The 19857-nt window shown below is 42.0% G+C and carries 20 protein-coding genes; 15 read left to right on the plus strand and 5 right to left on the minus strand.

Annotated features, from left to right (window positions below; translation table 11 throughout):
* Window positions 1-233: 233 nt before the first annotated feature.
* From TOL2_RS01245 to TOL2_RS01260, 4 genes are all read right to left on the minus strand, one after another.
* Window positions 234-1103: a carbonic anhydrase gene (locus TOL2_RS01245; protein ID WP_014955746.1), complete on the minus strand. Its 870-nt coding sequence runs from the start codon at window positions 1101-1103 to the stop codon at window positions 234-236.
* 89 nt (window positions 1104-1192) lie between these two features.
* Window positions 1193-2536 carry an MFS transporter gene (locus TOL2_RS01250; RefSeq protein ID WP_014955747.1) on the minus strand — a complete coding sequence of 448 codons (1344 nt, stop codon included), beginning with the start codon at window positions 2534-2536 and terminating at the stop codon, window positions 1193-1195.
* Window positions 2520-3671: an SO_0444 family Cu/Zn efflux transporter gene (locus TOL2_RS25335; protein WP_269764187.1), complete on the minus strand. Its 1152-nt coding sequence runs from the start codon at window positions 3669-3671 to the stop codon at window positions 2520-2522. Before TOL2_RS25335 ends, TOL2_RS01250 begins: the two co-directional genes overlap by 17 nt.
* A 20-nt stretch (window positions 3672-3691) precedes the next feature.
* Window positions 3692-4036, minus strand: coding sequence for an ArsR/SmtB family transcription factor (locus TOL2_RS01260; protein ID WP_014955749.1), 345 nt, complete (start codon window positions 4034-4036; stop codon window positions 3692-3694).
* 184 nt (window positions 4037-4220) lie between these two features.
* On the opposite strand from TOL2_RS01260, the gene TOL2_RS01265 reads away from it, so the two are divergent.
* Complete coding sequence (locus tag TOL2_RS01265) at window positions 4221-5471, plus strand: amidohydrolase family protein (RefSeq protein WP_041279188.1); 1251 nt, start codon at window positions 4221-4223, stop codon at window positions 5469-5471.
* A gap of 453 nt (window positions 5472-5924) precedes the next feature.
* Complete coding sequence (locus TOL2_RS01270) at window positions 5925-6725, plus strand: thymidylate synthase (protein ID WP_014955751.1); 801 nt, start codon at window positions 5925-5927, stop codon at window positions 6723-6725.
* 75 nt (window positions 6726-6800) lie between these two features.
* Here TOL2_RS01270 and TOL2_RS01275 read toward each other — a convergent pair whose 3' ends face one another.
* Window positions 6801-7001, minus strand: a complete 201-nt coding sequence (locus tag TOL2_RS01275) for a hypothetical protein (RefSeq protein WP_041279189.1) — start codon at window positions 6999-7001, stop codon at window positions 6801-6803.
* Window positions 7002-7292: 291 nt separating this feature from the next.
* Between TOL2_RS01275 and TOL2_RS01285 the strand changes: the two genes are divergently transcribed.
* The 13 genes from TOL2_RS01285 to TOL2_RS01345 all read left to right on the plus strand — a co-directional run bounded on the left by TOL2_RS01285 (window position 7293) and on the right by TOL2_RS01345 (window position 19757).
* Window positions 7293-8051 carry an endonuclease/exonuclease/phosphatase family protein gene (locus TOL2_RS01285; RefSeq protein ID WP_014955752.1) on the plus strand — a complete coding sequence of 253 codons (759 nt, stop codon included), beginning with the start codon at window positions 7293-7295 and terminating at the stop codon, window positions 8049-8051.
* 129 nt (window positions 8052-8180) lie between these two features.
* Complete coding sequence (locus TOL2_RS01290) at window positions 8181-8636, plus strand: universal stress protein (protein ID WP_014955753.1); 456 nt, start codon at window positions 8181-8183, stop codon at window positions 8634-8636.
* A gap of 281 nt (window positions 8637-8917) precedes the next feature.
* Entirely contained in the window at window positions 8918-9262 is a 345-nt protein-coding gene (locus TOL2_RS01295) for a hypothetical protein (protein ID WP_232508027.1), read from the plus strand.
* A gap of 121 nt (window positions 9263-9383) precedes the next feature.
* Complete coding sequence (locus TOL2_RS01300; RefSeq protein ID WP_014955755.1) at window positions 9384-10841, plus strand: catalase; 1458 nt, start codon at window positions 9384-9386, stop codon at window positions 10839-10841.
* A gap of 593 nt (window positions 10842-11434) precedes the next feature.
* Window positions 11435-11722 (plus strand): 4Fe-4S binding protein, encoded by a 288-nt coding sequence (locus TOL2_RS01305; RefSeq protein WP_014955756.1) that lies wholly within the window; start codon window positions 11435-11437, stop codon window positions 11720-11722.
* Window positions 11719-12945, plus strand: coding sequence for a pyruvate synthase subunit PorA (locus TOL2_RS01310; RefSeq protein WP_232508028.1), 1227 nt, complete (start codon window positions 11719-11721; stop codon window positions 12943-12945). Before TOL2_RS01305 ends, TOL2_RS01310 begins: the two co-directional genes overlap by 4 nt.
* 1 nt (window position 12946) lies before the next feature.
* On the plus strand, window positions 12947-13906 hold the full coding sequence (locus TOL2_RS01315; protein ID WP_014955758.1) for a thiamine pyrophosphate-dependent enzyme: 960 nt from the start codon (window positions 12947-12949) through the stop codon (window positions 13904-13906).
* Between the two features lie 15 nt (window positions 13907-13921).
* The gene (locus tag TOL2_RS01320; protein ID WP_014955759.1) at window positions 13922-14470 is read left to right on the plus strand and encodes a 2-oxoacid:acceptor oxidoreductase family protein; all 549 of its coding nucleotides are present in this window, start codon (window positions 13922-13924) and stop codon (window positions 14468-14470) included.
* Window positions 14471-14532: 62 nt separating this feature from the next.
* Window positions 14533-15189 carry a 4Fe-4S dicluster domain-containing protein gene (locus TOL2_RS01325; protein ID WP_014955760.1) on the plus strand — a complete coding sequence of 219 codons (657 nt, stop codon included), beginning with the start codon at window positions 14533-14535 and terminating at the stop codon, window positions 15187-15189.
* Window positions 15190-15204: 15 nt separating this feature from the next.
* The gene (locus tag TOL2_RS01330) at window positions 15205-17811 is read left to right on the plus strand and encodes a molybdopterin-dependent oxidoreductase (RefSeq protein WP_014955761.1); all 2607 of its coding nucleotides are present in this window, start codon (window positions 15205-15207) and stop codon (window positions 17809-17811) included.
* Between the two features lie 14 nt (window positions 17812-17825).
* Window positions 17826-18728, plus strand: a complete 903-nt coding sequence (locus TOL2_RS01335) for a hypothetical protein (RefSeq protein ID WP_014955762.1) — start codon at window positions 17826-17828, stop codon at window positions 18726-18728.
* Window positions 18729-19116: 388 nt separating this feature from the next.
* Complete coding sequence (locus TOL2_RS01340) at window positions 19117-19302, plus strand: DUF2080 family transposase-associated protein (protein WP_014955763.1); 186 nt, start codon at window positions 19117-19119, stop codon at window positions 19300-19302.
* Window positions 19303-19316: 14 nt separating this feature from the next.
* On the plus strand, window positions 19317-19757 hold the full coding sequence (locus TOL2_RS01345) for a GNAT family N-acetyltransferase (protein ID WP_139169059.1): 441 nt from the start codon (window positions 19317-19319) through the stop codon (window positions 19755-19757).
* The last annotated feature ends 100 nt before the right edge of the window (window positions 19758-19857 follow it).

A 19857-nucleotide genomic window follows, 5' to 3' on the forward strand; every position in this document is an offset into this window, starting at 1 on the left:
CACCTCTTCTTTTTCAAATGGCAAAAAAAAACCACGAAACCATATCATCCGTTTCAGGATGCATGCCTTCGTGGCTGAAATTTTTTATCTTAAAATCTTAAAACGTATTGTTGGCAGCTTCTGCTACCAAATTTGGGTATACATAGTGCTTCCATATGGATATGTCAAGAATAAAAAATCACGAACCAAAAGTTCGCCAAATCTGATTAAAAATTGCTTTTTGTTCCGCCAGCTTATTCGTGCTGGACTGCATCAGTTTCTTTGTCGGTTTCTTTTTGGGGAACCGGATGGTCTTGAGCCGCATCTTCATGAGGAGCCTCATCATGAGACGCCATGGCTTCAAGGGCTCGTTGAGGATCTGCTTCTACTTCATGGAGAATATTGATCACTTTTGCCTGTTTTAACCAGTTGATTTTTCCGGTTCCCACATCATAGATGGCACCAACCACTTTTACCTTGTCGTTTTTAACCAGATCGCGTGTGGACGGGCTTTTCATGAATAGATCCCGGATACTGGTCCAGACGTTTTCTTCAATAGCCAGGGGTATAATCTCATCGCCTTTGGCATGAGGATATATCTCCATGGCTTTTTTCACCGCAGGTTCGATATTGTCAACAAGAGGCGGAATATTTCGCTCCAATGCGTGCCCTTTTCCCAGAACAGCATTGGTAACGGCTGTAACAGCGCCGCACTGGGTATGTCCAAGAACCAGCATGACAGGGGTATGTACATGTGCAAGGCCATATTCTATAGAGCCTACTTCGTCTGTGTCGCATACATTGCCTGCTACCCGTATCACAAAAATATCCATGATCCCGGCATCAAAAATTGCTTCTACCGGCACTCTTGAATCAGAGCAGGTGATAACGGTTGCATAAGCATGATCTGCCTGGCTTTCCCGACCAGCCTGGATCAGACGATTCTTGTTTATATTCGGATGTTCTGATTTTCCGCTTACAAACCTGTCATTTCCGTCTTGCAGCATTTTGATTACTGCATCAGGACTTGGTTTTTCTCCTTTTGGTTTATCGGAACACGCGGTCAGGGAAATAAGCCCTGCGATTAAAATACCTGAAAACAACCATATTGTTGATTTTTTCATGCCTTCTCCTTTTGGTGATATTGGGTTTTGATTGTCAGAACATATAACACAGGATTGATTTTAGTTAAACCGCTTTATCAGGTGGCTTGTCAGGATGAAGAAGGTTTTTTTAACCAGAAAAAATAGATCACCAGCAAGAGAAGAAACCAGGCAATAAAGGTTAACGGGAACCAGGAAAAGGTGTCCATAAAAACGATATTTTCAATATCTTCTGATTGAATACTTTGTTTTTTAATTTTTAAAACAAGGGCATAGAAAATGCCTAAAACACCATAGGAAATGTTATAGGCCAGGCCTTTAAAACTCAGAACCGTTGCTCTCTGGTCGGATGATGTGATCTGATTGATATAAAAGCTGACAAAAAAACCAGTGAAATACATGGCGCTGAACGTGATCAAAGCGGGTATTAATCCGGTGTAAGGCCAAAAAAGATTCATGAAGGCAAGGCCCGTAATGGTTAGTCCGGCGGTGAGCCAGAGGGCATGGTGAGGAGAACTGATTTTAGTTATTTTTTTAGCTATTTTGGGAATCACAAGTCCCAGCATGGCAACAAGTGATCCAATGAGACCGAAAGTGGATTCCGGCAGTTCAATCATCCTGTAGTACTGGCTGGAAAGAGTTATGACCATCCTGATGAGGCCGTCAAACAGCATTCCGAAAAGAATAACCGACAAGGCAAAAGGGGTTTTAAAAATCCAGAGGCCTGCCTGGAGTGTTAAAGCAAAGGCCTGTCTGGCCTGTTTTGGTTTTGCATTTGGTGAAGAAGAATCAGTATCAGGATCTTTCATTTTAAGGGTGGTAATACAGGCCAAGATTGCCAGGATAAAGGTAAGGTATAAAGGAAACCGCATGGTGGTTTCCTGGGAAAAGGTCATGGCAAGCCCGAAAAACCGGCAGATTTTTTCAAGCAGGTTTGGATCATATACGGCAGCTCCGATGCTCATGGCCACAATAAATCCGATGGATTGAAACCGCATTAAGATTTCCAATACTCTGCCCCATTGGTCAGGGTTGCCTTCCGCCACAAGTGAGTCGTAGGCAATGGCTTCATCAGCGCCGCTGGCAGCAGCTTCTGCCAGGCCGCTCAAAATCCGGTTGACAAGAAAAACAATGAAGATGACTGAAGGAGATACTTTGGGCACAAAACTGATGATGCCGATTTCAACAATCATGGTGAAAGTTGCAAACACCAGCAGCCGTTTTCTGCCGATAATGTCAGCCAGAGCCCCTGAAGGAACTTCGGCAAGGACGATGGTGGCAGCCCAGACAGCGTTGAGGATGGCAAACTGGGCCACGGTAAGTCCGAAATCAAGGAACAGGATGGTAAATACCGGATAGTAAAATCGTGAATTAAACAAGACCTTAAAGGCAATGAACAACCGGATGTTGGGGATGACAAAGGGTGAAACCGTTTTGTCAATGGGAATGGGCATGCTTTGCCTCCTGTCTCATGTTGGATATTTTATTGTAAAAAATCAGCATGGTAAGTACCATAGCGCAAATCAGCTGGACAGGGTAGGGTATGATTTCTGATGCCTGGCCGATTGTAACGCTTGCCTGGACACCTGATATGACATACAGCCAGTCCACTATAAAGCCCATGGCAAGAGAACAGACGGCAATCATGGACAGGTAGATGATCAAAGCCCGTGTATTGAATATGTTTTTTATGATGTTCATGGTTGCGGCATTGGTTGCAGGACCGGCCAGTAAAAATACCAGTGCCGCCCCCGGGTTCAGGCCCTTGAGGATTAATGCAGCGGCAATGGGGGTGGAGGATGTGGCACACACATACATGGGTGTGCCTGCGGCCAGCATCATCAGCATGGATAAAAACTGGTGATCATTTGCCCAGACAGTAAGGTCATCCGGGAAAAAAAAGGTGATTGTGCCTGCAATTAAGATTCCGACAATAAAGGGTTTTGCAATATCTGTCAGTAATTCTCCATAGGCATATTTAAGGCCATTTTTCAGTCTTTCATAAAGTGCCTGGTTTTTCTGAGGTGCAACTGCACAGCTGGTTGCTGCACATCCTCAGCCTCCGGTTTTTTTAAATATTGTTTTTTTAAACATCTTTTTTTTATCTGGTGTGCCATCTATTGTTCCATTGAGAGTTTTTTCAGATCTATTCTCAGATATGCTATTGGGCGTATCATCAGTTCCAAAAAAATTCTGGACAATTCCTGTGGAAACGGCTGTAATAAATCCGGCAATTGGTCGGATTACAGTCATTATCGGGTCCAGCATGGCCCAGGAAATGGCGATGGAATCCACACCGGATTCAGGTGTGGCAATCATAAAGGAAAGGGCAGCCCCGTTATTGGCACCTTGCTTTTTAAGACCTACTGCAACCGGGACAACACCACATGAGCATAAAGGGATGGGAATCCCGAACAGTGCGGACAATATTACCGGCTTGATCTTGCCGGTTCCAAGATAGTGTTTTATTTTTTCAGTTTTGAAAAAAACATACAAAATGCCTGCCACTAAAAATCCAAACAACATATATATTGCAACATCCAGATAAATGTACCAGGATTCTTTTAATATTTCATATATAATGGTCATTTTTACATTAATCCTTAATTTCAGTGCCTTACATGATCAAGGCTCATGTTGATCAAAGAGGTGACATGCTCATCATCAATGGAGTAATAAATTATTTTGCCTTCCCTGCGGTTTTTTACGATTTTTAATGTCCGCAATATTCGAAGCTGGTGGGAAATGGCGGAATCCGTCTGGTTGCAAATAACGGCAATATCGCAGACGCAATGCTCCTGGTTCAGGAGGGCAAGGACAATTTTGAGTCTTGACGGATCACTTAATGCCTTGAATATATCCGCCATTTGTCCGATATCTTTTTGTTTCGGGATGGTTTTGACGGTTTCTTTCACTTTTTTTTCATTGATGCATTTGATTGCGCATATATCCATTTGATATCTCCTCACTTGAACATTTGTTCATATGTTATATTAAAACATTGTTTGTTGTCAATATGAAAGAGAATTCATTAAAAGAAAAATTCTTGATTTAGGTGTTGTTCAATTCAAAGAACTGATTTAGAACTGATGGAATATGCCGATGTCTTACCTTAGTTTGTTGAAAAAGGAAAAAAATATGGAATATGATACTTTAATAAATAACGGGTTGTTGATTAGCATGGCCCAAGGTTTGCCGGTTGTTGAGGATGGAGCGGTTTTGATAAAGGACGGCGTTATCAAAGCCTGCGGCAAGGCAAATGAATTTTTCGGTGTAAATGTAAAAAACCGTATTCATGCGGATCGAAAAATAATCATGCCCGGTCTGATCAATTGCCATACCCATCTTCCCATGTCCATGTTCAGGGGGCTGGCCGATGACCTTCCCCTTGATGTCTGGCTCAATGATCATATTTTTCCGGCTGAGGCCAAGCATGTGAACCCTGAATCAGTTGAAAAATGGAGCCGTCATTCATGCATTGAGATGCTGCTTTCCGGGACTACGACATGCTGTGACGGTTATTTTCATGAAGAAAGAGTGGCAAAGGCTGTTATGGAATCCGGTATCAGAGCGGTAACAGGGCAGGGTGTGATTGATTTTCCGGCCCCGGGTGTTGCTGATCCAAAAGAGAATGTAAGGGAGGCAATCGGGTTTGTGAAAAGATTTAAAGATGCATCACCGCGACTGTCTCCTTCCATATTCTGTCACTCCCCTTATACCTGCTCAAAAGAAACCCTGATCAAAGCCAAAAAGGCTGCTGTGGATTTAGGAGTTCTTTTTCAGATCCATGTGGCGGAAACACGCAATGAGATAAATCTGGTGCAGGGGCTTGGGAAGCTGTCCGTCATAAAATATCTTGATTCTATTGGTATTCTGGATGAAAAAACCTTGCTGGTTCATTCTGTCTGGATTGATGATTCAGACATTGATGTTATTAAAAAAAGCCGTGCCAGTGTTGTGCATTGTCCGGAATCCAATATGAAGCTGGCATCCGGGATAGCACCGGTTCCAAAGCTGATTGAAAAAGGGGTGCCTGTGGGTCTGGGCACGGACGGTTGTGCTTCCAATAATGACCATGATCTTTTTGCTGAAATGGATACGGCTGCCAAGCTGCACAAGGTTGCATTGCTGGACCCGTGTGTCATGGATGCGCGAACAACATTGAAAATGGCCACCATCAAGGGGGCCAAAGCTATTGGGCTGGATCATATTACCGGTTCCATTGAAAAAGGGAAAAGCGCGGACATTGTGCTGGTTGATATGGACAAGCCTCATGTAACCCCCATGTATGATCCCTTCTCAACTCTTGTGTATTCTTCAAAAGCCTCTGATGTCAGTCTTGTAATGGTAGATGGGAAAGTGTTGGTTCAGGAAGGAAAAATCCTTTAAAAAAAGAGTGCAGCCTGTTCTGCTAGGGTCGGAACAGAACAGGCTGCTGGATAATGCTTGCCAAGGAGATGGGGTTTTGTTTTAGATTAACATTTTCCTGTCATTATCCATGATCGTTTATTTCTTTAATTTCCATATTTTTTTGTATCTATAACATTTTTGATTCTTATCAAGTTCGGTGTATGTCAAATCTTACTTGATAATTTATCTGGTTAGTTTATTTATATGCAAGGTAAGTATTTGTCAATATATATTTTTAAAAAATACAAAAAATATGTATTATTGACTAAAAATAACTAAAAATAACTTTTATGGGCGAGATTGAGGGGTGTTAATAGTTTAAAAAAGATTGTTTAAAAAAATATTGATTAATGCGAATACGGTTGTCACAATTTGGATTAAAGTATATCCTTCAAGAGTGAACAAGAGTGTATAATTAAATAAGGAGTACCCATGTTACAACCGCTGTTTATCAAAGCCACAAGTCTCTCAGATGCCTGGTTCCAGACCCTTTACAGGTGTGTGGAGCAAGGCAGGCCCTTTACCATTAATCGTGGATCATTTGAGGGTCAGAAAAGACTTGAATTCGACTTTATCACCATTCATATCACTCATCCGTATTCCATTCCCCTGCTGCCAAAGGTAAATCCTGCATTGGGATTTCCTGATCCCGTGGAAGAAGGTTATTTGGATGATTATCTGCCGTATCTTATGACTGGTGAGGAAAAAGAAGGTGAGTCCTATACATATGGGCAGCGGATCTGTAAATGTGATCTGGAATATCTGCCGGATGACTATAGAAAACTGACCAAAATTCTGGTTCAGGAAAAAGAGGTCTGGGAAGACAACAATATTTTAATTGAACAAGACAATAAATATTTTGTAAACCAGATGGAGCTGATGATCTGGACCTATAAAAACAAGGGGTACAGGAACAACCAGATGATTCTTCAAGTGGGGCAGCCGTCTGATATGGTATTGATTGATCCGCCCTGTCTTCGGCATATTGATACCCGGATTCAGGATGGAAAGCTTCATTTTTTCCCTTATTTCCGGTCATGGGATCTGTTTGGCGGTTTTCCTGCAAACCTTGCAGCCATTGAAATGATGAAACAATATTGTGCTGAACAGATCGGGGTTGAAAACGGTGAAATTATAGCATCATCCAAAGGGCTTCATATTTACGATTATGTGTTTGAAATTGCCGAGGCTATCAGGGGCCGTTCAATGGATGAATTTCGGAAAATGTCTTGATGCATGAAAAAAGGCTTTTTGAAATTTGTTTTCAAAAAGCCTTTTGAAAGTTTTTTTGCAAAAAAATCAGTCTACTTAAAAATCAATCTCACATTTCTCATTTAAATGAAGTTTGAAAATATAAATTGCCAGTGCAATGACAGGCACGGCAAGCATAAACCCAAAAACAGGAAGCAGGGTGATTCCGATAATTATAAGGCCCAAAGCTGCGATCAGCATCAATGAACCCAGCATAAGCTTGGATATTTTCTGAGGGACACATTCTGTTGCTTTCATGACGTCCTCCTTATTTTATATGTTTAAACATATGACAGCCTTTTTAAATTTGCTTGGTGCAAACCATGCAGTTCATACTTTCAAAGATAAGAATGACTTTGAAAAATGCAACAGCAAAAAATAAAGGAGTTTTGTTTGATCTTTCAAGTAAACCAAAATTCTGGTATGAATAATAGTGGGCCTTGAAGATTGAATTTAAAAATAAAGAAGCCATACCATGATTCAAAAAAGGCATCACCTGTTTTGTGATAAAATGGAGCAGGGCTGCCGGGTAAGGGTGCAAGGAGAAGAATGGCGGCAGAAAAATCCGATTTTACAGCTATGACAATGAATCTCAGGTTCGGCCTTGCCGATGATGGCGACAATTCATGGCCAAACCGGAAACAATTGTGTGCAGAACTGCTCAACCGGTATCCTTCAACTTTTTTGGGCATCCAGGAGTCCAATCACTTTCAAACCCGGTTTTTAATCCAAAATTTAAGGGATCATCATTTTATAGGCTGGCACAATCCTTCCAAAGAGAGATGGCAAAGCAATCTTATTTTTTATCACAAATCCTGGGAATGCCTTAGAAACAAACATTATTTTTTAACGGATACACCTGGCATTGAGTCCAAAATGCCGGGCAGCAAATGGCCACGGCAATGTGTCATCGGGTTGTTTCGCAAGGCATCTTACAAGGTGATTGTTGCAAATACCCATTTTGATTTTGAAGAATCCGTTCAAAAGAAAAGCGTTGCACTGGTGATCCGGTTTTTATCTGAATTTCCAGGGGACTGCCCGGTTATCGTAACCGGGGATTTTAATTCAAATCCGGACGGAAAAGCACATGCATTGTTCCGGGCCAAGGGTTTTTGTGAAGTGTTTGATAACCAGCACTCAACAACATTTCACAATTTCACCGGCGAAAAAACCCTGGATCATATAGATTGGATTTTGTATAGAGGCCATTTAAAGGTTATTCAAAAAAAAATAATCACCGATTCCATTTCAGGCCGTTATCCGTCAGACCATTACCCGGTCATGGCATTTTTTTCAATGACGAACTGATCAGAATTATTAGAAGAATTAAACATATAATAACCCATATAGTCATTCTTTTGTTTACAATAATAATATCGGATTTATTTTAAGGTTTCAAAGACATCACCCCAATGAATTTTATAAAAAGGAGTTGTCATGAAAATAGAAAAAATACTTTGGCCGACTGATTTTTCAGCCAATGCTGAAAAAGCTCTTCCCTATGTTCAATCTTTAACCCGTCAATATGGCGCTGAAATATATGTGCTTTATGTTATTCGGGATATTGCTCATCATGAATCATGGTATGGGGAATTTGGAAAGACCCATATAAATGAACTCATGGAATGGGCTCATAAGTCTGCAATAAAAAGGCTGGATCAAATCTGCGATAAATACATGGACGGATGTCCTCTCTATGTCAAGCATGTTGCTGTGGGTGATCCTGCAGAGGAAATTTTAAAATTTATCGACACTGAGCAAGTGGATATGGTTGTCATGGCAAGTCACGGCGAAAAAGGAAAATTTCGTTTTGGATCCGTAACTGAAAAAGTTTTGAAAAATTCTCCTGTACCAGTAACTGCTATCCCTATTGTTCCTGATATTCCGGCCTGATAATGACCTGTGTGTTGTTTTTGTTTGCTTGAGTAAATTTTATGAAACCTGTATGTATTATGCCTTAATTCAATAACTTCTTGACGCTGAAACCTGAAAGGCATATGGTTTGTAAAATTTTACTTGTATATTAAGGATGCCGTATAATGGTTTTGCCGATACCAGGGCATATGGAGTCTCATTTTTTGATGATGCATATGCCTGTTTTGCTGAAAAGATTTTCACTATCGTATGAGAGAGACTGTTCATGTGTTGAGTATTTTTTGCACAGCAAAGAGAAAATGAAGCAAATTTCAAGAACCCTGATTTTTTCCCATGAGACATTTTCAAACAGTTTATATGTATCGAAATTTTATCCTGAAATATACAAAGAACTTCACTGTAAATATTTGTCGGCAGCCTGCTTTTATATGATGGCACACCATGCCGTAAAATTGTTTGATTTGTGTGATAATTGCTGTGTCAACCTGGAAACGGATGTCACGGTTTACGACAAATTTTATTCACGTCTGAATGAGTTTGATTTTAAGATTAATTACAACAGGCCGTCTGAGCGGGTGTGTCTAAAGGGGCGGTATCGTGATCTTTTCTTTAATACGGACATGATTACAGACCACCTTAATTGACCGCTTGTTTGTATTTTGATTTACCCCTGCTGGCATTACTGCTGCCGGTAACCGTACGGGTTTTTTATAAAATATCAAATGAAATATCTTTTGGTGTCTAATTTTTTAAAGGAGGTTTATCATGTCTGAAAAGAAAAAATTAACCAATAATGCAGGAGCTCCTGTTGCAGATAATCAGAACGTAATGACGGCAGGTCCTCGGGGGCCTCAATTGTTGCAGGATGTCTGGTTCCTGGAAAAACTGGCCCACTTTGACCGTGAAGTGATCCCGGAAAGACGGATGCATGCCAAAGGTTCAGGTGCCTATGGAACCTTTACGGTTACCCACGATATTACAGCATACACCAAAGCAAAAATATTTTCTGAAATCGGCAAAAAGACTGAATTGTTTATGCGGTTTTCCACCGTGGCCGGCGAGCGGGGTGCTGCCGATGCTGAGCGGGATATCCGTGGATTTGCCGTTAAATTTTATACTGAGCAGGGCAACTGGGATCTTGTGGGAAACAATACCCCGGTTTTTTTTCTGCGTGATCCCTTAAAATTTCCCGATCTCAACCATGCCGTCAAAAGAGATCCCAGAACCAATATGAGAAGCGCATTAAACAATTGGGATTTTTGGACATCATTACCGGAAGCCCTTCATCAGGTGACCATTGTGATGAGTGACAGGGGGATTCCTGCTTCCTACCGCCACATGCATGGATTCGGCAGCCACACCTTCAGTTTGATCAGCGCTGATCACAAACGTTATTGGGTAAAATTCCATTTTCGTACCCAACAGGGAATTAAAAATCTGACCGACCAGGAAGCTGAAGCTGCCATTGGCAAATGCCGTGAAACCCACCAAAGAGATCTGTATGAGAGCATTGAAAAAGGGGATTTCCCCAAATGGACACTGTTTATCCAGGTGATGCCGGAGCAAGATGCAGCAACTTGTCCTTACAATCCGTTTGATTTAACAAAGGTCTGGTATCATAAGGATTACCCTCTTATTGAAGTGGGTGAGATGGAATTGAATAAGAATCCGGAAAATTATTTTGCCGAAGTTGAACAATCTGCTTTTAATCCGGCAAACATCGTTCCCGGAATCGGGTTTTCTCCTGACAAGATGCTCCAGGGGCGTCTTTTCTCCTATGCCGATGCCCAGCGGTATCGACTGGGTGTAAATCATCATCTGATTCCTGTTAATAAGGCCCGGTGTCCATTTCATAGTTATCACAGGGACGGTCAAATGAGGGTTGACGAAAATCACGGCTCCACTCTTGGTTATGAACCCAATAGTTTTGGACAATGGCAGGATCAGCCGGACTTCAGGGAGCCGCCGCTAAGCCTTGAAGGAGCAGCCGATCATTGGGATCACCGGGCTGATGAGGATTATTATAGCCAACCCGGCCGATTGTTTAAAATGATGAGTGACGAACAAAAAAAAGTTTTGTTTGAAAATACAGCTCGTTCCATTGCAGATGCTCCCAAACAGATTCAAATTCACCATATTGAAAATTGTATGAAAGCAGATCCTGATTATGGTAAAGGTGTTGCAGATGCCATTGGTATCGGTCCGGATGAGATTTTAGGATAAATTTAAAATTCTGGATAGATTCCGGAATAAATGAGATTCCGGCATAAACGCCGGTTGTTCAATTCATAAACAATCGGGAAAACAAACGCCCCCTGTTTTCCCGATTGATCTTTTTTTTGTTTTTTTGCAGCTTCATGATATCTTTATTACGCAATGATTCTTTTTGTTGATCCGGAATTGTATATGTCTCCTTTGGTTGTCTGGATGATGTTCCAAGAATAATTTAAAAGTTCCTGAAGTCCGGGACGAATTAAACTTTTGCGAAATTTTGGTTTTAACCGGAATTAGTCGAGGGTGTTTGAGTGCCTTATGAAAAAAAAAATTGGTTGAGGATTATCCTAATAAAATAATAATAAGCAGAGCAAATGGTCATAAATAGTTGATAGATCAACCATTCGTATAATTTTAAAGTCTTGTTGGATTTCATAACTATCACTTCTTATTGTTCAATTTCAATTTTTTTTTAGTTGAAAAATTATTTTTTGCTTGACAATGCAATCGAACTGTCGCTATGTATTAATCATGAAATAGAAAGAATGACAGGGTTATATTTCATAACGGGTTATCTTATTTTCTAAGGAGGAGAGGGTTGTATGTCACCAAACAAATTTTTTAAGCATGAAGGGCCGTGGTCGGATGCAAATGATCCCCTGATGTGTTCTGATACCGGGGATTGGCGAAGCAAACGCCCGGTCGTTGATAAGGACAAATGCATCTTTTGTGGCTTTTGTGCGATTTATTGTCCGATTCAGGTAATGGAGATGGTTGAAAATTCGTATTTTTCGCCTGACCTGGCATTTTGTAAAGGCTGTGGGATCTGTGCCAAAGAGTGTCCCAAAGATGCAATTTCCATGGAGCCGGAGGGGGATTTTAAAAAATGATTACAAAAGTAATGGAAAAATCACAGATTAAGGTTATAACAGGAAATGCCGCAGCCGCCATTGCTGCGAAACTTGCCCGTCCGGACGTGGTGGCAGCATACCCGATTACACCCCAGACAGAAATTATCGAGCAGATTTCCAAATTTCATGCAAACGAAGAAATGGATTGTGAACTGATTACCGTTGAGGGCGAAAACTCCGCCATGAACGCTGTTATGGCCGCCTCCCTTGCCGGCGGGCGGGTATTTACGGCTACGTCTTCATGGGGGCTTGCATTCATGTATGATGCTGTTCTGGCAACAGCCGGAGCAAGGGCTCCCGTGGTCATGGTCAATGTAAACCGTGAAACACCCGGTATTATTGCCGTATCTTCAGGCCAGCAGGACATGATCTCCACAAGGGATTGCGGATGGATTTTCCTGATTGCCGAGGATTGTCAGGAAGTTCTTGACATGGTTCTCCAGGCCTATCGCCTGGCTGAAGATTATGACATCCAGGTGCCGGTTATGGTTCATTATGACGGGTTTTACCTGTCGTATCTGTCTGAAGGTGTGGATGTGCCTTTTCAGGAAGATGTGGATAAATTTTTAGCTGTTTTAAAAGATCAGCCGGAAAGAACAAAACTTACTCCCGGAGAAAAACTGGGCTGCGGTTCTCATGGAATCCTTGGCGGATATCTTGAGCTTCGGCACAAACATGTGTCTGCAATGGAGAGGTCCAAAGAGAAATTCAAGCAGATTGATAAGGAGTTTGAAGATATTTTCGGTCGCAGCTACGGTGGCCTTATTGAAGAATATCGAATGGATGATGCAGATGTGGTTCTGGTGGGTTCAGGTTCAATGTGCGGCACAATTAAAACCGTTATTGATACGAAAAGAGATGCAGGTGTCAAAGTCGGTCTTTTGAAGATGAGAATGTACAGGCCCTTCCCAAGCGAAGCAATGGTTAAAGCGCTCAAAGGCAAAAAAGCCATTGGCGTTGTGGACAGAAGCCTTTGTTTCGGATTCAAGGGCGGTCCCATATATACTGAACTCAAAGCTTTTGAAACAAAGCTTAACGGTTCAAAAATGATCAGTTTTATTGATGGTATTGCCAACACGGATATCACAACCGCCAATGTCGGGCAAATGATTGATACAACTTGTGATCTTGCTGCGGGCAAGGATGTTCGTGAAGTCACATGGGTTTCATATCCTGAAGCCCAGGAAGATGGAGGGCTTTAAGATGACGGAAAAAAAGAAAGGCAAACTGACAAAGGTTCTGGATCACCTCAAGCATGAGGACCCTTTTTCAAAAGGAGTGGCATTCTGCCCTGGCTGCGGTCTTGAGTTATTGATACGACTGATCCCCAGAATTTTGGGCAATGATATCGTCATTACCGGTACGCCATCGTGTTCAGCGCCAGTTCTGCTTGGACAGAACAACCAGTCATGGCATAAACTGTCTTATTTTGGAACCTTGATGACAGGTGCTGCCGCCAATGCCACAGGTCTTGCCAGATATTACAGAAAAGCGGGCATTGATAACACGGTTGTCTGTTTCAACGGTGATGGAACAGCCGCAGATATCGGGTTTGGAAACCTGTCCGGTGCTGCGGAAAGAAACGAACCTTTTATTTATATTTGTTATGACAATGAAGGTTACATGAATACCGGTATCCAGAAAAGCGGCACCACCCCCTTTGGTGCGACCACAACAACAACGCCGTTTGGATCGGCTTCCAAAGGGAAGAATCTTAGAAGAATGAGTCTTGCCCTGAAAATGGCCATGCACAAAATTCCCTATGCCGCCACCGCCACCTTAAGCGACCTGGACGATCTTGCGAAAAAATTATTAAAAGCCAAAGAAGCCAAAAAAAGAGGTTTTGCATTCCTTCATATTCTTGCTCCCTGCACAACCGGCTGGGGTTTCGCACCTGAAAATACCATTGAAGTGTGCCGAAGGGCTGTAAAAACAAATTATTTCCCCCTTTGGGAAGCAGAAAATGGCAAAATCAGGATGACCAAAACCGTTAAAAAACCCAAACCTATATCCAACTATACCCAGTTGAGTAAAAAATTCGCTCATTTGAATGAAGCAGATCTTCAGATCCTTCAGGATGATGTGGATTACGAATACTGTATGTTGGGCGGGTTGAGCCAGCTGGAAGCAGAATGTCAGCTTCCGGTATCTGCGGAAGATTAGAGGAGGAAATACAAAATGAGTGAAGTCAGATTTCATGGTAGAGGGGGGCAGGGTGTTGTAACCACATCAAAAATCCTTGCAAATGCTTTTGCCAGGACCGGACAATTCGGTGCCAGTTTTCCAATGTTTGGGTTTGAAAGACGGGGAGCCCCTGTCACAGCTTTTGGAAGATTTTCAGACAAACCTGTACGGGAAAAAACACAGATTTATAATCCTGATATTATCGTGGTGCTTGATCCCAGCCAGAGAAATTCCGAAGCTGTTTTTCAAGGTTTGCTGCCAGGCGGAATGATGCTGTTGAATGATCCGGATAACACGGTAACTTTTTCCAATGACAATCTTAAAAAACTGGCAATTATTGATGCCAATAAAATTGCCTTGGAAGAGATCGGTCTTGCCATACCCAATACGGTAATCGTAGGTGCATTTGCCAGGATGTCGGGTCTGCTGGACATTGAACCGTGTTGTGAAGCCCTGGAAGATTATTTTTCAGGTAAAAAGCTTGCGGCCAATATCGTTTGTGCCAAAAGAGGGTTTGACGAAGTGGAATTATTTGACCTTTAAATGATCAATAGTTGTGAAGGGTCAATCATAGGGATAACTTTAATATCTATAAAGGAGCCGTTATGCCAAGATGGGGAATGGTAATTGACGTAAAAAGATGTATCGCCTGCTGGGGTTGTACAATCGCATGTAAAGAGGAACATTTTCTTCCTCCGGGAGTATTCTTTAACAGGGTACTTATTGGAGAAACCGGGAAATTCCCGTCATCCAGCAAGTTGATCTATCCGATTCTCTGCAATCATTGTACTGATGCGGCATGTGTGGAAGCGTGTCCTACCGGAGCGACCTACATAAGAGAGGACGGGATTGTTGCGGTTGATGATGAAAAATGCGTCGGCTGCAGAGCGTGTCTTGTCAGCTGTCCGTATCAGCAGAGAACATATTATGATCAAAAAGTAAAAGACAAGGAATATTTTCCCGGACAGGGTAAAACCGAGATGGAACTGATCGGGGAAAAATTATATCCTTTTAAAGTGGGAACCGTTATTAAATGCAATTTCTGCTCAGAACGTATTGACGAAGGGCTTAAAAAAGGCCTGACACCTGGCAAAGACGAAGATGCTTCGCCTGCCTGCGTTAATATCTGTCCGGTCGGCGCAAGAATTTTCGGTGATCTGGATGATCCCAACAGTGAGATCAGCCGTTTGATCATGGAGAAAAAAGGTAAACAGCTCCGGAAAGAATTTGGAACAGAACCGGCAGTTTATTACATTGATTAGGAAACAGGAGGAATTATGACCTATAAAACAGATGAAATTTGGGAAGACAAATGGGTAAATACCACCTGTGGCGTATGCTACTCCGGTTGTGCAGCAAGAGTTCGGGTGGTGAACGGTGTCCCTGTAAAAGTTGAAGGAATAAAAGACAGCACCATGGGCGGTGAAGGCTCAGGTCTTTGCGGTAAGGGTACGGCAGGGTTGATGTATTATCATGATCCCAACAGGATCAAAAAGCCTATGTTGAGAACCAATCCTGAAAAAGGGCTTGGTGTGGATCCGAAATGGAAAGAAATTGAATGGGACGAAGCACTTGATATCATTTCCACCAAGATGAAAAAAATCATGGAAGATGATCCCAACAAGATTCTTTTTACCAACCAGACAATGAGAGCTTCTGACGGCCCCCATAATCATGCGTATTTTTATGCCCAGGCATTTGGCGTGAAAAACAATGGTAACTTTATTATTGGCGGCGGAAGTCTTCATTGTGGAAATGCCTGCCATATGCTGGGTGGTTTGATTCATGGTGCATGGTCCATTGCTCCTGACTGGAGATATACAAAATATGTTTTAAAATGGGGTTCCAGTAAAGGCACCGGCTCCGGACATTCAGCCATGACCATGGCCCGGTTGAGAGCCGATGCAGTCAGACGCGGTATCAAGGAAACGGTTTTTGATCCAATGGGTAACTTTGCCGGCGGCAAGGCAACCGAATGGGTTGCAATTCTTCCGGGTACGGATGCTGCAGTTGGTCTGGCAATTGCCAACTATATCGTTAACACACGCGGTGAAATGGACATACTTTATCTTAAAGCCAAAACCAATTTCCCGTATCTGATTAAAGCCGACGGCACATACATACGTTATGAAGACAGTAACAAACCAATGATATATGATGAAAAAGACGGTACGATCAAGGAGTATGACGACAAGACTCTTGCTTTTGAAAATTGTGCCCTTGATGGTGAATATGAATACAATGGTGAAAAAGTCAGACCCTGTTTTGTTCCTTTTAAAGAACATTTGAAACAATTTACACCGCAATGGGCCTCTGACATATCAACTGTTCCAGTTGCCAAGATTCTTCAAGTGGCCAAAGAATGGGTGGATAATGCCCAGATCGGCTCCACTATTACTCTTGAAGGAAAAACTTTTCCGTACAGACCGGTTTCTTCCGTTACTTTCCGTGGCTCACAGGGTCATACAAACGGCATCCATCAGGTGGCTGCAATTGACTTGATGGCCCAGCTTGTTGGTGCGGAAGACGTACCCGGCGGTACACTGGGATGGCCTGCTATAAGACGTGCCTATCCGGGCGGCAATTACGAGCAGACCTGCAGCGTTGGTACTGACGGGGTTATTGTTCCTTCCGTATTCTATTCTCATGACCCCTGGCCAGTACATTCAGCCAAGCTTCCCGCCACCAACATGGGATGTGTGGATGTATGGACACACTGCACGCTTTCTCATATCCCCTATGTTGATGAAATGGAATACATTCATGAAAAATTCGGCATGAAATCCAAACCTGAAATGATTTTCGGAATTTCAGCCAATTTTGTTATCAGTAATTCCGACTGGGATGTTGCTGTTAGAAATTTTAAAGACTGCTTTGTTGTTCAAAACGACCTGTGGATAAATGAAACCGACCAGGCCATTGGCGATCTTATTTTGCCGGATGTGTCTTATCTTGAAAAAGACTGCTGGTCTTCTGAAATTGATGCGTTCTTCTTCTCCGGCAGTCCGTCCCATGAAGACTGGTATGTACACCTTCAGCAGCCGGTTGCCGAACCTGTTGGCGAATCTCGTTTCTTCATGGATGTATATATTGATGTGGCCAAACGTGTGGGAGTCCTTGATAAGTTCAACCAGAAAATGAACGAGTACTACGGCGTGGAAGATCCTGAACTTCAGATCAAACCAGGTGAAGTTTTAACCTGGAAGCAGATCGGAGAAAGATTCCTGAAATGGGTCTATGGCAAAGACAAGGAAAAAATTGAAAAACAGGGATATGCCACCTGGCCTAAAAAAATTGAAGATGTCTACTGGAGATGGGATATTGATTCCAGGTGCCCGGTTTATATGGAATACCTGATTCATGACAGAAAAGCCATGGAAGATATCTTTGAGAAAACCGGTTTTGATCTGGAAATGGAAATGGATCAGTATACGCCGCTTCCATCCTGGTTCTGGCCTGAATCCCATAAGGATCTGGATGATGAATATGACCTTCTGGCATTTTCTTACAGGGATATTTTGCACACAAACAATACAACCTTCCAGAATCCGTATGTGGACGAAGTATCAAAGATGTGCCCATATACCTTCACCATCACATTAAACACGACAATGGCAAAGAAAAGAGGGTTAAAAGACGGAGATATCATCTGGATTGAAACCAAAGCCGGGGTCAAGGAAAACGGGATTGTGAAAACCATGGAAGCCCAGAGCCCGAAAGTTATAGGTATTGCGGGTCAGGGCGGACTGTGGGCTGATGGGCGACCCATTGCCAAAGGTAAAGGTGCCAACTTCTGCAAGCTGTTGCCTTCAAAACTGAAATATTTTGATCCTGTTGCAGGTAACATGGAAACCGCTGTTGCCGTTAAGATTTATAAAGACTAAAGGAGGAATATAACATGAGTAAGAAAATTCACGAACTTGAACAAATAATGTTTCCTCCTGACGGCAGCGGACTCAAGCCCTATGAGTGGATGGTAAATCCCACCCGCCAGCAGCAATGGATTGATGATAAAGGTATTTTTCTCTGGCTGGCTTTCTTTTTCTCAGAGATCGGAGCAGGCCTTTATTTTGTATCACTCTTTTATGAGAATACTGCAGGATTGATTATAGGCTGGCTGATTACCCTGATTCTTGGCGGTATTATTCATGTCCTCTACCTGGGAAATCCATTTAGGGCCTGGCGAATGCTCATGAAACCCAATACGTCCGAGTTGTCCCGGGGAATTTGGGTTATAGGAGTCTTTGCAGTATTAGGGTTTCTACAGATGCTGACCGGCAGTTTTAATATTGTTTTTAACTTTATTATGGGAATTGTGTGTCTTTTAATTATTTCCCATGGATTTGCCACCATGAATGTCATCAGGGCTTTGCCGGCCTGGAGTTCAAATATGGTGCTGCCTTTATCCATCATATCCGGGGTATGGATTGGTCAGCAACTCTTGCAGTTCATGTTTGCCGTTTCCGGATCTGCTGCGCTTGCATCTGGAATGGAAGTCTGGGCTGAGGTGTTTTTCTTTGCTTATTTCTTGTGCATACTGCTGTATGTCTGGGGAACCTATCACAGCAATGAAATCGGTAAGGCATCCGTTAAAATGCAGGTGAGCGGCGAAATGCTAAAGATCTCTCTTGGTGGTGTGGTTGGGCTTGGCATTGTTCTTCCGCTTATTTTCACCCTGATCATGTGGGGTGGGGATACCAATGGAGTTTTGATTTTCTTGAGGTTGGCCTGTGTTTTTGCAGGAGACCTTGCCATGCGGTATGTTATAATGAAAAGTGCGGTTTATAAGCCTTTGATTTAGGACACTCAGGATTTAATAACCTGAATTCTGCGTAAGACTTGTTGTTATAATACACTTAACGTCTTATCTGTTCGGGGGTTAAGTAAATCCGCAGTTCTTCAGTATAATGTTTCAAAAAGGGGTGGGAAAGAACATGATTTTTTCCTGCCCTTTTTTTTTGTTTTTAAGGACGAATAGTAGAAAATGTCACTTTGATGTTGAAAAATTCGTAAAATATTTATAATATGGCTATATAACAGTTGAAATTAAGCTATTCATGATTAAACTCAGGAATAATTCGTGTGGGAACGATATAAAACCGTATAAATATAAGGTGCTTTACACAAAAAAAATTGACTCTGAATCAAAAAACCGGTATCAAACCTTTTTTTGCAAAATAGGAAGTTATATGGCTGATAAAGAAAAAAAAGACAAAGCTGAAGAAAGTCAATTCCCATCACAGACCAAGGTGAAATTTGAGGTTTATGGAGAGGAAATGATTGAGAAAGAAGTGAAATCCAGCGGTAACAGCGGTAGAATTTATCTTCCGCCGAACTGGGTAGGGCATACTGTGAAGATCATAAAAGTAGAATAATAATGGAGGATCTTGTGGAAAACACAGTCAAAATAAGACAAATAACCTTTAATGATTCAGAGGCAATTCAATATATACGCAAGGCTATCTCTGATGATGATACACAAGTAAATTATAAAAAAACTATTGAGAGACAGATATCGGAAGGAGCCAGTAAATTTAGTCTGGTAGCTGAAATTAACGGGAATGTGGTGGGATATATTCTAAGTACCGCCCTTTATGCTGGGTTTGGGATTAAAAAGAGTGCCTGGATTATGGATGTTGGCGTTCATCCTGATTATATGGGGCAGGGCATTGGGTTAAAACTTGCAGGAAAAATTTGTGATATATGCAAAGATAAAGGGATTAAAGCTATATACTCCTCTGTCCTCTGGGATTCCACTGATGTGCTTTCTTTCTTTAAAAAGCTTGGATTTGAGAGAAGCAATTTTATCAACCTCAAAAAGAAAATGTAAAAAAAAGAGTCAGTTGAAGACCAGGACAGGCCATGGAAGTTTTTTATATGAAAGACCTTTTAACCTGCTGAAATTAAATATCTTTCATTATTTGTTGTGG

This window comes from Desulfobacula toluolica Tol2 (genome assembly GCF_000307105.1).
In the GTDB taxonomy this organism is placed as follows: Bacteria; Desulfobacterota; Desulfobacteria; order Desulfobacterales; family Desulfobacteraceae; genus Desulfobacula; species Desulfobacula toluolica.

What these genes read in the sequence shown, in the direction of transcription:
- TOL2_RS01245 (WP_014955746.1), bottom strand. Translation starts at nt 1,103, where the DNA reads ATGAAAAAATCAACAATATGGTTGTTTTCAGGTATTTTAATCGCAGGG.
- TOL2_RS01250 (WP_014955747.1), bottom strand. Translation starts at nt 2,536, where the DNA reads ATGCCCATTCCCATTGACAAAACGGTTTCACCCTTTGTCATCCCCAAC.
- TOL2_RS01260 (WP_014955749.1), bottom strand. Translation starts at nt 4,036, where the DNA reads ATGGATATATGCGCAATCAAATGCATCAATGAAAAAAAAGTGAAAGAA.
- TOL2_RS01265 (WP_041279188.1), top strand. Translation starts at nt 4,221, where the DNA reads ATGGAATATGATACTTTAATAAATAACGGGTTGTTGATTAGCATGGCC.
- TOL2_RS01270 (WP_014955751.1), top strand. Translation starts at nt 5,925, where the DNA reads ATGTTACAACCGCTGTTTATCAAAGCCACAAGTCTCTCAGATGCCTGG.
- TOL2_RS01275 (WP_041279189.1), bottom strand. Translation starts at nt 7,001, where the DNA reads ATGAAAGCAACAGAATGTGTCCCTCAGAAAATATCCAAGCTTATGCTG.
- TOL2_RS01285 (WP_014955752.1), top strand. Translation starts at nt 7,293, where the DNA reads ATGGCGGCAGAAAAATCCGATTTTACAGCTATGACAATGAATCTCAGG.
- TOL2_RS01290 (WP_014955753.1), top strand. Translation starts at nt 8,181, where the DNA reads ATGAAAATAGAAAAAATACTTTGGCCGACTGATTTTTCAGCCAATGCT.
- TOL2_RS01295 (WP_232508027.1), top strand. Translation starts at nt 8,918, where the DNA reads ATGAAGCAAATTTCAAGAACCCTGATTTTTTCCCATGAGACATTTTCA.
- TOL2_RS01300 (WP_014955755.1), top strand. Translation starts at nt 9,384, where the DNA reads ATGTCTGAAAAGAAAAAATTAACCAATAATGCAGGAGCTCCTGTTGCA.
- TOL2_RS01305 (WP_014955756.1), top strand. Translation starts at nt 11,435, where the DNA reads ATGTCACCAAACAAATTTTTTAAGCATGAAGGGCCGTGGTCGGATGCA.
- TOL2_RS01310 (WP_232508028.1), top strand. Translation starts at nt 11,719, where the DNA reads ATGATTACAAAAGTAATGGAAAAATCACAGATTAAGGTTATAACAGGA.
- TOL2_RS01315 (WP_014955758.1), top strand. Translation starts at nt 12,947, where the DNA reads ATGACGGAAAAAAAGAAAGGCAAACTGACAAAGGTTCTGGATCACCTC.
- TOL2_RS01320 (WP_014955759.1), top strand. Translation starts at nt 13,922, where the DNA reads ATGAGTGAAGTCAGATTTCATGGTAGAGGGGGGCAGGGTGTTGTAACC.
- TOL2_RS01325 (WP_014955760.1), top strand. Translation starts at nt 14,533, where the DNA reads ATGCCAAGATGGGGAATGGTAATTGACGTAAAAAGATGTATCGCCTGC.
- TOL2_RS01330 (WP_014955761.1), top strand. Translation starts at nt 15,205, where the DNA reads ATGACCTATAAAACAGATGAAATTTGGGAAGACAAATGGGTAAATACC.
- TOL2_RS01335 (WP_014955762.1), top strand. Translation starts at nt 17,826, where the DNA reads ATGAGTAAGAAAATTCACGAACTTGAACAAATAATGTTTCCTCCTGAC.
- TOL2_RS01340 (WP_014955763.1), top strand. Translation starts at nt 19,117, where the DNA reads ATGGCTGATAAAGAAAAAAAAGACAAAGCTGAAGAAAGTCAATTCCCA.